The 15,144-nt window shown below is 50.7% G+C and carries 11 protein-coding genes; 1 reads left to right on the forward strand and 10 read right to left on the reverse strand.

Annotated elements, in window-relative coordinates:
* Positions 1-10 precede the first annotated feature (10 nt).
* The gene (gene iolD / locus DFP95_RS10330; RefSeq protein ID WP_115992533.1) at positions 11-1,876 is read right to left on the reverse strand and encodes a 3D-(3,5/4)-trihydroxycyclohexane-1,2-dione acylhydrolase (decyclizing); all 1,866 of its coding nucleotides are present in this window, start codon (positions 1,874-1,876) and stop codon (positions 11-13) included.
* 154 nt (positions 1,877-2,030) lie between these two features.
* On the opposite strand from iolD, the gene DFP95_RS10335 reads away from it, so the two are divergent.
* Positions 2,031-2,702 (forward strand): hypothetical protein, encoded by a 672-nt coding sequence (locus tag DFP95_RS10335; protein ID WP_245987516.1) that lies wholly within the window; start codon positions 2,031-2,033, stop codon positions 2,700-2,702.
* A 1,084-nt stretch (positions 2,703-3,786) separates the two neighbouring features.
* On the opposite strand, the gene DFP95_RS10340 is transcribed toward DFP95_RS10335, so the two are convergent.
* The 9 genes from DFP95_RS10340 to DFP95_RS10380 all read right to left on the reverse strand — a co-directional run bounded on the left by DFP95_RS10340 (position 3,787) and on the right by DFP95_RS10380 (position 15,128).
* Positions 3,787-5,454: a type 2 periplasmic-binding domain-containing protein gene (locus tag DFP95_RS10340; RefSeq protein ID WP_115992534.1), complete on the reverse strand. Its 1,668-nt coding sequence runs from the start codon at positions 5,452-5,454 to the stop codon at positions 3,787-3,789.
* Between the two features lie 52 nt (positions 5,455-5,506).
* Positions 5,507-6,436, reverse strand: a complete 930-nt coding sequence (locus tag DFP95_RS10345) for a carbohydrate ABC transporter permease (RefSeq protein WP_115992535.1) — start codon at positions 6,434-6,436, stop codon at positions 5,507-5,509.
* Positions 6,436-7,356, reverse strand: a complete 921-nt coding sequence (locus tag DFP95_RS10350; RefSeq protein ID WP_115992536.1) for an ABC transporter permease — start codon at positions 7,354-7,356, stop codon at positions 6,436-6,438. The genes DFP95_RS10345 and DFP95_RS10350 overlap by 1 nt, the downstream gene beginning before the upstream one ends.
* A gap of 189 nt (positions 7,357-7,545) precedes the next feature.
* The gene (locus DFP95_RS10355) at positions 7,546-8,961 is read right to left on the reverse strand and encodes a response regulator transcription factor (RefSeq protein ID WP_115992537.1); all 1,416 of its coding nucleotides are present in this window, start codon (positions 8,959-8,961) and stop codon (positions 7,546-7,548) included.
* Positions 8,954-10,741 (reverse strand): sensor histidine kinase, encoded by a 1,788-nt coding sequence (locus DFP95_RS10360; protein WP_115992538.1) that lies wholly within the window; start codon positions 10,739-10,741, stop codon positions 8,954-8,956. The genes DFP95_RS10355 and DFP95_RS10360 overlap by 8 nt, the downstream gene beginning before the upstream one ends.
* A 142-nt stretch (positions 10,742-10,883) precedes the next feature.
* Positions 10,884-11,912 carry an ABC transporter ATP-binding protein gene (locus DFP95_RS10365; RefSeq protein ID WP_115992539.1) on the reverse strand — a complete coding sequence of 343 codons (1,029 nt, stop codon included), beginning with the start codon at positions 11,910-11,912 and terminating at the stop codon, positions 10,884-10,886.
* Entirely contained in the window at positions 11,909-12,937 is a 1,029-nt protein-coding gene (locus DFP95_RS10370) for an ABC transporter ATP-binding protein (RefSeq protein WP_115992540.1), read from the reverse strand. The genes DFP95_RS10365 and DFP95_RS10370 overlap by 4 nt, the downstream gene beginning before the upstream one ends.
* Positions 12,938-12,971: 34 nt before the next feature.
* Positions 12,972-14,129, reverse strand: a complete 1,158-nt coding sequence (locus DFP95_RS10375; RefSeq protein WP_115992541.1) for an ABC transporter permease — start codon at positions 14,127-14,129, stop codon at positions 12,972-12,974.
* A 3-nt stretch (positions 14,130-14,132) separates the two neighbouring features.
* Positions 14,133-15,128 (reverse strand): ABC transporter permease, encoded by a 996-nt coding sequence (locus DFP95_RS10380; protein ID WP_115992542.1) that lies wholly within the window; start codon positions 15,126-15,128, stop codon positions 14,133-14,135.
* Positions 15,129-15,144: the final 16 nt, after the last annotated feature.

Raw genomic sequence — 15,144 nt, forward strand, 5'->3', positions numbered from 1 at the left:
CGATAACCCCCTAATAAGCTTTGGCCTTGCTCAGTTGTTTTTGCATCTCCGCATGCGCCTGGGTAACCTTCTCGCTCGAGGAAACGGCGGGAACGCCTACGTTCCACCACGATTCGTATCCGTCCGTATTCGTGCCCGGAACGACGGAAATTTCGATCAAGGTCGTCCGGGTTTCCTCTTTCGCCTTCAATAGCGCGAGTCGAAGCTCTTCCGCCGTGCCGACCTTATAGGCGGCTGCGCCCAGGCTCCGGGCATGAGCCGCGAAGTCGATCGGCAAGGTGTCGCCCGAATATGTGCCCGTATCCGCCTCGCGATAGCGGAACTCGTTGCCGAAACCATCGCTTCCATTACCTCTTTGTAAATTATGAATGCATTGAAAGCCGTGGTTATCGAACAGCAATACCGTGAATTTCGTTCTTTCTTGCAGGCTCGTGACCAACTCGGAATGAAGCATTAAATAGCTTCCGTCGCCGACGATGGCGTACACGTCGCGATCCGGCTCGGCCAGCGCTGCGCCGAAAGCTCCGCTGACTTCATATCCCATGCAGGAAAATCCGTATTCCATGTGGTAGCCCTTCGTATCGGATACCCTCCACAAGCGCTGAAGATCGCCCGGCAGGCTTCCCGCCGCGGCTACAATGACAGATCTGGCGTCTATCGTCTCGTTAATGACGCCGAGAGCACGGGTTTGGGCCAGTCCGCCATCCCATTCCAGCGCATAGAGCCGATCTACTTCTCCATCCCATTCCGACTTCAATCCCGTTATTTCGCCTTCCGAATATTCGCCGGAGTAGCCTGTCGCCGACAATTCCTTAATCAATGCCAGCAATGCTTCCTTCGCGTCCGAAGCCAACGCCGTCCCTTCAAGCTTCGCGGAATCCATGCTATTCGCGTTGATATTTAGAAATTGCGCTTCAGGATGCATGAACGCCGACTTGGACGCCGTCGTGAAATCGGAATATCGCGTGCCGACGCCGATGATCAAATCCGCCGATTTCGCCAATCTATTGGCTGCCAGCCCGCCCGTTACCCCGATTCCTCCGACGTTCAGAGGATGGTTCCAGGCTAACGCGCCTTTGCCTGCTTGCGTCTCGGCAACCGGAATTCCGAAGCGTTCCGCGAAGGCTTTCAATTGCTCCGTTGCTTCTGAGTAATGAACGCCGCCGCCCGCGATGATCAAAGGTCTTTTCTTGGATCGAATCAATTCGACTGCCCGATGAAGGGAAGACGCGGCCGGCGAACGCCGTTCGATATCGTGAACGCGCTTCGCGAAGAAGGATTCCGGATAATCGTAAGCTTCAGCTTGAACGTCTTGGGGGAGCGCCAAGGTAACCGTGCCCGTCTCGGCCGGATCCGTCAGCACTCTCATCGCGTTCAGCGCCGCGCTCATCAATTGTTCGGGCCGAACGATCCTGTCCCAATATTTGCTGACCGGCTTGAAGCAGTCCGTAGCGGATACCGTGTAATCGCTACCAACTTCGAGCTGCTGCAGTACAGGATCCGGCTGCCTCGACGCGAAGTTGTCTCCCGGGAGCAGAAGCAACGGAATTCGGTTTACGTTAGCCGTGCCCGCCGCCGTTATCATGTTCAAGGCACCGGGACCGATCGACGTCGTGCAAGCGTAGATCTGCCTGCGGTTCTTCTGCTTGGCATAGGCGGCAGCGGCATGGGTCATGCCTTGCTCGCTTTTCCCTTGCACATAAACTAAGCTTCCCGCGCTACGCTCGAGCGCCTCTCCGATACCTGTCACGTTGCCGTGACCGAATATGCCCATCACTCCCGCGACGAATTTCGTCTCGGTGCCGTCGAGCGAAACGTACTGGTTATCAAGGAATTTCAACAACGCCTGCGCCATCGTTAACCGGATTGTGCTCATCATCGTATCCTCCTCTAAGCTAAGTTAAGCGCTTTTTCAATTTTTCTGTTTCAATAGTAATAATCTTTATATATAATATTTAGTAAAGCGCTTAATAAAGCATACAATGAAGCTCTCCTCAAATCAATCCTAAATTTATGGAGGTTTATCTTTAATGCCTATGTCAGAAGCAAACCCGTACTGGGATACCGTTCTCCGCGTAGCTCCGCTGTTGTATATGGATCGTCTTGAGCCATTTAAGCCGATTCGCGTCGGAGTGACGGTATTCGAAGCTTCCGCTCCTTCGCTCTCGTTCGATAGAAACATTATCGTTCAACGGGATACTATTCGAATGGTCATCGAATATGCGATCTATTGGGATTACGACATTCAGCATGTATACGACTTGGAGCATGTATGGATTTACGTCGACCACGATGGAGAGATCGCCTCCTGCGAAGTCAGCTTTCACGGACGTTACCTTATCGGACTTCTGCGCGATCGCAGCAACCTATCCGCGGACAAAAGAGTCCGTCTATTCGTACAGCCCGGCAAGCATGCCATGTCACCGCTCGAGGAAGTCTTCCGTCTGCTGCCGAACGTAGAATCCTGCTGCCAAGAGGAAGCCGGAGTCGACGGAGTATTGGAGCCGTCGATGTTCAAGGGGCAGTTCAAATCGGGAGACGATATCGACGACCGCGCGGAGACGCTTCTACGCTCCTTCTCCTTCCAACCCACCTTCGACTACGTGCCGCATAAATGGGCTTCGGACGATTTCGTCTCCTGGGACGAGCTTCGCGTCGAGATCCCCGTTCGCATGAGGGCCGTCGTTGCCTCTTTGGCTTAAGCGTTCGGCGTGCGGTTCGGTACTTCAAAAAGAAGACGGTTATTCCCCGAAATTGGAATAACCGTCTTCTTTGCTTGTAAAATAGCCCGAGAATGATGATGATGATGATGCGACTTCATACCCGGGTCTATTTGAGCTCCCGTTCTTCGCGTTGACCTAAGAACGGGAACGTTCAACCATGTTCAGCTTCCTCTGCCAAATCGTAGATTGCATTTGTAAAGTAAGATGATAATCATCATTATTAAAGCCTATGAGCCATTTTGGAATCCAAGTAGGATGAAGAACATCACTATTAATCGATTTTTTGAAAGGAATAGAACAAACTTAGAACAATAGCAATGAAAACCATCTTTATCCAGCCTAAACTTTGAACGTGCTTCAAAATTACATTGAAAAACATCGCTATTGGATAAGAATGACTCTAACCCGAGGATACTTCCTCTTTCCCGCCGCCAACGCACCCACTCCCGAGCTGTAGCCATACTTTTTATGCTTAGAGCTCCGCCAACGCACCCACTCCAAGCTGTAGCCATATTTTTTATGCTTAGAGCTCCGAAAACTAACCAATTCCGAGCTGTAACCATACTTTCTATGCTTAGAGCGCCGCCAACGAACCTACTCCGAGCTGTAGCCATACTTTTTATGGTTACAGCTCCGTAAACTAACCCACTCCGAGCTGTTGCCATACTTTTTATGCTTAGAGCTCCGTAAACTAGCCCACTCCGAGCTGTAGCCATACTTTTTATGCTAGAGCGCCGCCAACGAACCCACTCCCGAGTGTAAACATACTTTTTATGCTTAGAGCTCCACCCACGCACCCACTCCGAGCTGTAGCCATACTTTCTATGCTTACACGGTGGGTTGGAAATTGGTTAGTTTGCCGAAGCCATTCTTTTTATGCTTACTAGAGGGTTTTGTGGTTGGTTCGTTTGGCGGTTGTTAGTTTGCTGAAGCTCAGCCAAGAACGCTTATTTCGACCGTATGTGACAAAGTACAGCCACCCCCAAATGGAGAGGCTGTACCTTTCATGTACGTGCATATTTTCAGTGGTCTCCCATTTCGCGCGGAGCATTTCTTTTTTCGTTTATTTGCCTTGCTTCGTCATTTCCGCGTTCACTTCTGTAATCGCTTCTTGCAAGCCTTTGCTGTCGTAGCCTTTAACGATATCTTTCCATTGCTTGACCGGATCTTCTTTGCCCAAGATCAAGCGGGTGAAATCGTCGTCGAAATCGATCGATTGGATCTTATCGTTGCCCGGAGTGGACATCGTGTAGATTCCGAATTCGGTCGGAATCGGTTTGGCGTTATCCATTTGCCATTTCAATTCGTCTTGAATGAACTGTACGACGTCGTCTCCAAGAGCCGCTCTGTTCGATTCGCTGTCTTCGATCGAGCTCGCGTTTCTCCATTGCGCCAGCTGCGAGATGACGTCCATCGACGGATATTTTTTCTTCAGGTCGACAAAGTTGCCGTTCTCGTCCTTCTCGCGAGTAACCGTAATTTTATCGCCGTCTTTCGTATAATCCTTGCCTTCGATTCCATAATCGAACATTTCCTTGCCGGCCGGCGAAAGCAGCCAATCGTACACCCGTAAAATCCGATCCAGCTTCTTGTCGTCTACTTCCGCGTTGATCATCGTTTCGGACCACCAGGAAATCGTTGTATGGCGATACACTGTACCGTCCGCGGCCGGCCATAGATGCAACAGCTTCACGTGGTCGAAGAAGTTTTCGCCCGGATTGTTTTTCTCCCATTCCGCCTTGACTCCGGTAGCTCCGCCGACCGAACTCGCGGCAATGGCGAACGCGCCTGCTTTGTTCTGATAGAACTTCTGATTGCCTTCTCCGGCTTTCTGAACGGCGAAATCCTGGTCAAGCAAGCCTTCCGCATACAATTGACGAGCCTGAGTTACGACGCCGTCCATTTGCTTGGAAGAGAAGTACGGAATCCATTTCCCGTCTTCCTTGACCCAACCGCCGTTCTCGAACTGCGGGAACGCGGGTATAAAGAGGTTTTTCAAGTAACCCATCGTGTTCATCGTAATTCCCGTCGTGTCCTTCTTGTTGTTGCCGTCCGGGTCCTGCTCCGTGAACGCTTTCAGCATAGCTTTGAATTCGTCGAAGCTCGTCGGATCTTTAATGCCCAGCTTCTCCATCCAGTCTTTGCGCACGTAGATCGCGCGGTCGATCGCCCAAAGATCGGTGTTCGGGTAAGTCATCCGCGGAATCGCGAAAAGCTTGCCGTCGCGGTATAGCCCTTGAACGTCTTCGGCTTTGGCCACGTTCTGAACGTTCGGATAAGCGCTCAAATCGTCGGGAAGAGGTTTAATGAGTTCTTGGCTGATCCATTCGTTATAAGTGGCCGGTTGATCGTTCGTGATGCTGTGGGTGATAATATCGGGAAGCTGACCCGCAACCGCCCATACTTGGGATTTCTCTTTATAGTTGTCCCATCCGATATCCATGGCCTTAAAGGTGATGTTGAAGTCCTTCTCCAGCTTCTGGATGATTTCGTCCTGTCCTTCGAAAGCCGCGCCGATTCCCCACCAGGAGACGGATATGTCCATGTGCTCTTCGAACGGATTGGCCGAAGCCGAAGCCGCGTCCGAAGAAGTCGCGGACGCCGCCGGCTCCGAAGAGCCTCCGGACGACGATGGTTCGCTTTCCGATCCTTTGCCGCTGCAGCCTGCAATGATCGAGACGAACAGTGCGGTAACCAAGCAAAGTAGGGCAAACCGTTTTGTTTTATTCATTCTGTTTTATCCCCTTACCCTGTATTTTTATAATAAAAGCATAACGCTTCTACTACCCTTTAATCGAGCCGATCATGACGCCCTTCGTGAAATACTTCTGCAGGAAGGGGTACAAGCAGGCGATCGGCAACGTGCTGACGACGAGTATCGCCATCTTCAGCATCTCCGGATGCATTCCTTTGGTCAGCACCGCGCTGGCGTTGATGTTGGTTTGGAGCATGGAGAAGTTCGTCAAGATTTCGCGCAACAACGCCTGCAACGGAAGGAATTTGGTATCCGTCATGAACAGCACGCCGTACCACCATTCGTTCCAGCGGTCCACCGCATAGAAAAGGGCTATGGTGGCGACCATCGGCTTGGCGATCGGCAGGATAACCTTATACAAAATCTGAATATCGTTGGCGCCGTCGATCTTGGCCGATTCCTCCAGCGCCGCGGGCAACGTTCTGAAGAAGGCAATGCAAATGATCAAGTAGAAAGTGTTGATGGCAACCGGCAGAACCATGACCAGCAGCTTGTTGATCAGATGGATATCCTTCATCGCGAGATAAAGAGGAATCAAACCTCCACTGAAGAAAATAGTGAACAAAATGCCCGACATGATGATGTTTCTACCCGGATACCCTTTCTTGGACAAGACGTAAGCACCCGTTACGGTTGCGAACATATTCACCAAGGTTCCGACCGATGTCACGAACAACGTGACGTAGAAGGCGTTCCAGAATCGGGAATCGTGAAAGATGTAATCGTATGCGCTTAAGTCCAGCACGGTGGGAATCAGGTAAACGGCTTGCTTCGAGATCGCCACCGTGTTGCTGAACGACATAAGAACGACGTTGTAAAAAGGGAAGATCATGAACAGGGTCATTAGCATCAGAATGGAATGGATGATAACATCCGCGATTCCTATTCGCTTGCCCCGCCGTTTGGCCATCGGTTCCGCGGACGAGTCCGCTCGGATTTGCGTTTCCGTGTTCTCCATTACACCAGTCCCTCCCCGCCTAATTTTTTGACGGTGTAGTTCGCGGTGAACAGCAACGTGCAATTTATGACCGCTTTAAACAATCCGACGGCCGTCGTAACCCCGAAGCTTGCTCCGTCCGTAAATCCGGTTCGATAAATATAAGTATCCAGAATATCCCCGGTTTCATATACGCCCGCATTGTAAAGATTGTAAATTTGCTCGAAGCCGACGCTCATCGTGTTTCCTACCGCAAGGATGAGCAGAATCGCCGCCGTACCGCGGATGGACGGCCATGTAATTGCCCTCATCTGCTGGTACCGGTTTGCTCCGTCCACATAAGCGGCCTCATACAATTCCGGGTTGATCGAAGCGATCGCGGCCAGGTAGATGATGGCGCTCCAGCCGACTTCCTTCCACATGTTGGACAAGAACACGATCGGCCGGAACAGGCTCGGATCGGTTAAGAACGTAACCTTATCGAAGCCCATCGCCGCAATGATCTGGTTCAACACGCCCGACTCTCCCAAGAAGTTAAGCATGATGCCGCTGATGATGACCCACGAGATAAAATGCGGGAACGTATACACGGTTTGGTAGAACCGCTTCAGCTTCGCCTTGGCGACTTCGTTGATCAGAAGCGCGACGATGATCGCCGCGGGAAATTCGAACACGATTCTCCCGACGCTGATGATCAGGGTATTATAGAACGCGCGCCAGAAATCGGGTTGGTGGACGACCTGCTCGAAGTTGGACAATCCCGTCCAAGGGCTGCCAAGAATTCCGTCCCTGATGTGGTATTCCTTGAAGGCAAGGAGCACTCCGTACATCGGATAATAATGAAACATGACGTAATAGAGCACGGTCGGAAGGAGCAAGATATACAAATATCTATTTTTTAGGATTTCCTTCGCTAGTTGTCTGTTTGCGATTTTGTTCATCTCGCGCCTCCTTGTAAACGTTGCCATTCTGCGTGTTCTTATTATCCCTGCAAGCGTTTCCAGCGTACATGCACGCATTTTATACAAATCGGTCGAAATCCTCCGAACGCAAAAAAATAGAAAACCTCCGGTAAAGGTTTTCTAAAAATAGTCCATATGACTTCTAAAAATAATGCATATGAAAGCGGTTTATCTATGCTCTTCGCGATATTGCGTCGGCGTTTTCCCGGTTATTTTCTTGAATATCCTAGTAAAGTAAAAATAATCGTGATACCCCATTCTTTCCGCGATCTCATGGACGGAGAGGTTGTCCGCGTTCAACAATTCGCAAGCGTTGGCAATGCGGATCCGCGCGATATACGCCGTGAACGTCTCGCCCACTTCCTTCTTGAACAACTGGCTAATATAGCTTGGATTCATGAAAAATTGGTCCGATAAATCCTGCAGCGAGATATCCTCGTTGAAGTGGCTCGTCACGAATTGGAGGATGGCGTTGAAGGTTTGGTTTTTCGTTTCGACGGAAGGCGAATCGGAGCTTCTCATATATCTCGCCGTAAGCTTTCTAAGCTCATCCAGCATAGCGGAGACATCCGGATACGATTGAATCAATTGCTCGTAGCTGTATAAAATGTTCTCCGATTGCCCGAGTCCGAACAGAAACGACACCGTCATGTTGTACACCTGAAAGGCGTGTCGAACCGATAATTCATGCGTTAAGAATAAGCTCTCGAGCTCATCGAATACTACCTGCGCCTTCTTCAGATCCTTGTCGCGAATCGCTTCCTTCATATCCAGCATCCGTTTATTCAGCTCGTCTTGCCTATAAGACCGAGCGTCGAATACTCCGGCTCGGGCATTCACGAAAAACTGGTGCGCGAGTACGTCCGCTATGGCGATCGCATCCTTGATGGCGCTTAGATCGGTCGTTATCGCGCCGATCCCGATGCCCTTGGTTCCGGGAGGAAAATGATCGATCCATTTCCTTCTCCTCGATTCGACCTCGCCCGCCCCGAATAAATAAGCCGTTTTGGAGGTTCCGATCTTCAGCTTGAGCACGGGCTCGTAGAAATCCGGCAGTTCCCTCGGACCCACGGATACGACCGCCACGAATCCCGTCGTGCTCCAATCCGATAGATGGAACTTCCTGAATTCCTCCCGCAGCTTAGACTGGTTCTCCGCGCTGAGTTCGTCCAAGAGATGCATAAGGGAAAAGTCCTGGACCGGCTGGGCTCCGTCCAACGTTTTTTTGATTTTCATGAGCACGCCGGAAATCTCGATTTCGTCGAAAGGCTTTAAACAATAAGCCACGGCTCCGAAAGTCAACGCTTTCTGAGCATAAGCGAACTCGGCATAACCGCTAACGACGACGAATTGGATGCGAGAAGATACGCTCCTGCCCCGTTGAATCAGTTCCAATCCGTTCATCTCGGGCATGCGGATATCCGTAAAGACGACATCCGGATCAAGCTCCTTGATGACCTCCAGCGCTTCGGCTCCGTTATGGGCTTGCGCGACGACCTCGAAGCCGTACTGGTTCCAATCTACAAGATCCTTCAAGCTTTCCACGACCCAGCTTTCGTCGTCCACGATCAGTACTTTACGCATCCGATTCCCTTCTTTCCGCGATCGTTAGCCGGATTTGGGTTCCGCCGCCAAGAACGCTATCCATGCTTACTCCGTATTCCGGGCCGAACATCAGCTTGATCCGGTTATTCACGTTGACTAGGCCGATGCTACCCCCGTCCTCCGCTTCCGGCATAGCCGAGGAGGAAGCCGACATTCTGTTCCGAAGCTCCTCTAGCCGGCTTAGCTCCATGCCCGTTCCGTTGTCCTCGACCGTTAAGAATAGCTTACCCTGCCCGTCGATGGAGCCTTTGATCCACAGCTCGCCTGCTTTTAAGGTAGGCTCGAAGCCATGATAGATCGCGTTCTCCACGAGCGGCTGCAAAATCATTTTCGGAATCGCGAAGGCAAGCGCCTCCTCCGAAATATCGTAATGAACGGAGAACCGGTCGGCGAAACGGATTTGCTGGATTTGAACGTACGATTCGATCATTCTGACTTCCTCGCGAAGGGGGACAACGTCGCCCCCCTTAATGCTATAGCGGAATATGTTCGATAACGATCTCGTCATCGTTTTGATCTTGCTTTGACCTTCCACGACGGCGATCCCCGTGATCGCTTCCAGCGTATTGTATAAAAAATGCGGATTAATCTGGCTGCGCAGAAAAGCCAGCTCCGATTTCTTTTTTTCCAGCTCTATGCCGTACAGCTCGGCGTTCGTCTCCAGCAATCGCTGCGTAAGGTGGTCGATTTCGTCCAGCATGCTGTTTAACTCGGTAGCCATAATGCTGATCTCCATATAGCCCTGCAAGGAGATTCTTTTCTTGAATTTAAGCAGATCTCCTCTTTTCACGGTGGTCATGAAGAAGATGAGTCTCTTGAGCGGACGCAAAATATTATTGACGATAAACGTGAACGGAATCACCAATACCAATAGGCAAATACCTAAAATCGTTAATTCCAGCTTGCGGATATCGAGCAGGTCGGCCAGAAGTTCATCCTTGGGAGCCATGCTCAGTATGCTTCCATCGATGTCCGGTACACTCACCGTCTGCATCACGTATTTTTTATTATTCCATTCGATCATCGCGTTCGGGTCGCTCTGTTCCCCTTCGGGAATATCCTGCAAGAGACTTCCCACCGGTTCTTCCGAATTGCTCGTAATCACCTTTTGATCCTTGTCCAGCAAGTAAATATGCGAGCTGTATTGCTTCGAGGCATACTCCTGTTCTCCCGCAAGCGCTTTCGGATTCATGATGAAGAACAGAGTGCCGACAAGACGATTGAACATATCGCCCTGCTCCTTGTAATAGATCGGGGTCGCGAAGATCAAGCCTTCGCCGGAGCCGTAGAGGCTTCCGAACTTCTGCATCCCGACGTAATAAGCATTTACTTTCGGAGGAACTTCTTGCTGTAAGGAAGCTACATATTGGTTGCCGCCGTTAAGATCGATCCATGCCCCGTTCGCCCCGGAAATGACGATATCCAGAATGCCTTCCTTCAGCTCCTTCTGATTCGTCAACAGCTCGCTCAAATCTTTGAACTGCTCGTATTTGAGCAAATCGTTGCCCTCTACAAGGAATCGCTGCACTTCCCCGTTGTAGGATATATTTTGCATGAGTCTATTGATGACGTCCTTGTTGGAGGTCACGTTCTTCCGGATTTCGGAGACGGTTTGCTCGACGTATGCCTCGTGGTTCCGCGTCACCATGCCGGACATCATAGAGTAGCTATGGAAAATAACGATCAAGATGACGATAATCGTACACGCCGCAAGAATGATCAGCTGCGATCGAATGGATAGCTTTCTTAGGAAGGCCACGCGCTTATCCCCACTTTCTAGGGTGACTGCTATGGCTTATATTATTGCTTCCGCCGATTGCCGGCGTCAATGTTTCGATTCGAAACGAACAGGACCTTCCGCGAATCGGAAGGTCCTGCTCGTACTTTGATCCTGCTCTCTTTTAGACCGGAATAGCCTCCGTGATCCCCTTGAGCTTCAATTGATCGGCATGGTGACAGGCAACCAAACGCCCCTCGCCCGCATCCCTCAATTCAGGAGCAGATGTCTCGCAAAGTGCTGTCTTGTAAGGGCATCTCGGGTGAAAATGACAGCCCTCAGGCGGGTTAGCCGGATTAGGCACCTCTCCCTGGAGAATTACCCGCTCCCTTCGAACGGTAGGATCGGGATTAGGCACCGACAAGAGCAAAGCTTCCGAATAGGGATGTTTCGGTTGTCCGAATAGCTCCTCGGTTGGCGCCAGCTCGACGATTCTCCCCAAGTACATGACGGCAATCCGGTCCGAAATATGCTTTACGACGGATAAGTCATGCGAGATGAATACATAAGTCATTTGATATTGCTGCTGTAAATCTTTAAGCAGGTTAATGATTTGCGCCTGAATGGACACGTCGAGCGCGGATACCGCCTCGTCGCACACGATGACCTTCGGATTCGTGATAAGAGCCCTCGCGATTCCGATCCGTTGCCGTTGTCCTCCGGAGAAGGCATGAGGATACCTTCGCAAATAACTGATATTCAAACCCGTTCTTCTTGCCATCTCGACGACCCGTTCGTCGATTTCCGATTTGGTCAACGTCGACAGCGCTCGCAAAGGCTCGCTGATAATGTCGTAGACGGTCATCCTCGGGTTCAAGGAAGAATACGGATCCTGGAAAATCATTTGGATATTTTGGCGTATGGCTTTGTATTCTTGCTTCTTCGCTTGCAGGAAGTCGACTTCGACGCCCTCGTCCGTATAATAGAGAACCTGTCCCGAAGTCGCTTCGATTCCTCTGACCAAGCATCTGCCCAGCGTTGTTTTGCCGCAGCCCGATTCTCCGACCAGGCTAAAGGTTTCCCCCTTGCGAATCGTAAACGAAATATCCGAAACGGCTTTAACGGCGGCTCCTTGACGGTTTCTGCCGATGCCGCCATGGACCGGGTACTCCTTGACCAGGTTGCGCACTTGCATGATAGGCTGTTCCTTCATGACAGGATCTCCGTTTCGTTATCGGTATCGGCGTACAGAAAGCAACTGACTCTATGGTTGTCGGACAGCTGCGTCTCCGGTACTTCCCGCTTGTCGCATACGCCGGGAATGCGATCTTGGCAACGATCGAAGAATCCGCACATCGGCGGCATATTGATCGGTATAGGAACGGTTCCTTCGATCGATTCCAACCGCTCCTTGCGGCTTCCGATCGTAGGAATAGACCGCAGCAGACCTCTTGTATAGGGGTGCTTCGGATTTTTGTAGATTTCCCGAACCGTCGCTTGTTCGACGATTTTACCCAAGTACATGACCGCGACCTCGTCGCACATCTCCGCGACGATGCCCAGATCGTGGGTAATAAAGACGATTGCCATGCCGAATTCCCGCTGTAGCTGCTTCATGAGGTCCAGCACTTGGGCTTGGATCGTCACATCGAGCGCCGTCGTAGGCTCGTCCGCTATGAGCAGCTCCGGTTCGCAGGAGAGCGCCATGGCGATCATCGCCCTCTGCATCATCCCGCCGGAAAATTCATGGGGATATTGATGGAACCTCTTCTCGGGATTGGATATTCCCACGCGCTGCAAAATATCGACCGTCAGCATCGCGGCTTCCTTCTTATTCTTCGTGCGGTGCAGCAGTATCGATTCCATGATTTGGTTGCCAATCGTGTACAGCGGGGAAAAGGCCGCCATCGGCTCTTGGAATATCATCGCGATTTTGCTGCCTCTGATCGCGCGAATTTCCCGTCCGTTTCGCTTCAGCTTGACCAAATCCACGTCTCCAAGCTTAATCGAGCCCGAGATTGCGGAGGTTTTCGGTTGAATACCAATGATGGCCTTCCCCGTAATGCTCTTCCCGCACCCGGATTCCCCGACGATACCCAGCGTTTTCCCTCTGTATACGTTAAAGCTGACGCCATTCACCGCTTTGAGCATCCCGTGATCCGTCGGAAAATGAATGTTCAGCTCTTCCACCTGGAGCAGATCTTGCGATTGCTTTGCTGTTGCCGTTTCAGCCTTCATCCGAATCTTCCTCGCTCAAGTAGATTGCGTTTCATTATTTGTAAGGATCGGCCGCGTCGCGCAAGCCGTCTCCCAGAAAGTTAAATGCCAATACAGTAATAATTACGAAACCTAGCGGAATCAACTTCCACGGGTATAAGGCCACATTCTCCATCTGCTGAGCTTCTTGGAGCAATACCCCCCAGCTCGCGGCGGGGGACCGGATGCCGAGTCCGAGGAAGCTCATCGCGGTTTCGCCGATAATCATCGCCGGAATGGCGAGCGTCATCGTGACGACCAGATAGCTCATGAAGCCGGGAACCAAATGAACCCTAATAATTCTCGCGTTGCTGACGCCGGATATCCTCGCGGACATGACGTAGTCCTCGTTTCTTAACGCCATGAATTTACTGCGTACGACCCGCGCCAGTTCCGTCCATTCGATAAAAGCCATAATAATCGTAATGTAGAAAAACATATGGACGATAGGCACCCGGGGAGGAATCGCCGCAGAAAGCGCCATCCATAACGGAAGCGTTGGAAAAGATCTAATAATTTCGATAACCCTCTGAATGACCGTGTCGATGAATCCTCCGAAATACCCCGATATGCCGCCGATCAGCAAACCAAGGAAAAAGCTGATGCTGACGCCGACAAGCGGTATCGTGAGAGAAACCTGACTGCCTAACACGATTCTGGAAAACAAATCCCTGCCCAAGCTATCCGTTCCGAATACGAAAATCCGCCCCGGATCTTCCACTCCGAACAGATGCACATTGCCCGGAATCAAACCTAAAAATTTATACTCCGTTCCCTTAACGAAAAATTGGATCGGATACCACTTCTGTTTGTCCTCGACGAATATTTTTCTAAGCGTCACCGGATCGCGGCTCGACTTCAGACCGTATACGAAAGGAATAAAATGAAAGTTCCCCTGCGGGTCCACCCAATGCAATTTGGAAGGCCGACTATTTAAGTTCTCGCTGTCGTAGCTGTCCAGCCCTTGAGGAGCGATAATATTCGCGAAAATCACCATCAAATACATCATAGCCAGTACATACAAGCTGATCCTGGCCAGCTTGTGTTTCATTAGCTTGCGAAGCATGAGCTTCCAATGCGAGGCCGCGTAGTACGATTCCTCGGCGTTATTCGTCGCAGGCCTCCTGAAAAACAGCCTCGACCATGAGGTTGTGCCGCTTAACCGCGTTTTCATCCGTCACATTCCTTTTCTCATGCGTATTCGAGGATCGAGCCAAACGAGCAATATGTCCGAAATCAACGTTCCCAGCACGATGCACACCGCCATGAAAAGCAGCCAAGTGCCCGCCAAGTACATGTCCTGACTAAGCAGCGCTCTGTACATGACCGGTCCTTGCAAAGGCAAGTTGAGTACGATTGCCGTAATGGTCGATCCGGTAAAGACGGCGGTCAACGACCATCCGAGCGTGCTCACGATCGGATTGATAGCGGCTCGCACCGGATATTTCATAATGATTCTTCTCTCCGAAAGTCCTTTGGACCGTGCAGTTAACATATATGGTTTATCCATCTCGTCCAGCATTTGGGCTCTCATTACCCGAATCAATTCGGCAGTGCTTCCCAAGCCGATAACAATGACGGGAATAATCATATGCTTGAAAAAATCAACGAATTTGGCATAAGTCCAGGCCGCATCGATAAACTCGGGCGAGAAAAGTCCGAGCATGGGGTCGCCGACATAAACGTAAGATAAATACATTAAAATGATAGCCATCAGAAAATTCGGCGTAGCCATGCCGATAAAACCGAATGCCGTAAAAATGTAGTCGGCAATGGAGTATTGCCTTACCGCGCTGAATATTCCGATCGGAATCGATACCGCATAGGTAAACAACATGGAAATAATGGAAACGACAAGCGTCAGGGACATGTACTGACCGATAATCGAGGAAACAGGTCGGTTGTAGTTTAAGGAATAACCGAAATCGCCCTTGCTGATCATTCCCCATATCCATTTCCCGTATTGAACATACCAGGCTTGATCCAAACCATACGATTCTCGCAACAATTTAAGAGCGGCTTCATCCATGACTTCCCCGCTCGTTGTCATCTTAGCGGCATAACCGCTGATGAAATCTCCGGGTGGTAGCTGAATGATAAAAAATACGATAATGGAAATTAAGATAACGACCGGAATCATCATGATCAATCTGCGCACGATGTAACTAGACATGGAGTTCCTCTCTTCA

Origin of the sequence: Cohnella lupini (genome assembly GCF_003386205.1) — a bacterium.
In the GTDB taxonomy this organism is placed as follows: Bacteria; Bacillota; Bacilli; order Paenibacillales; family Paenibacillaceae; genus Cohnella; species Cohnella lupini.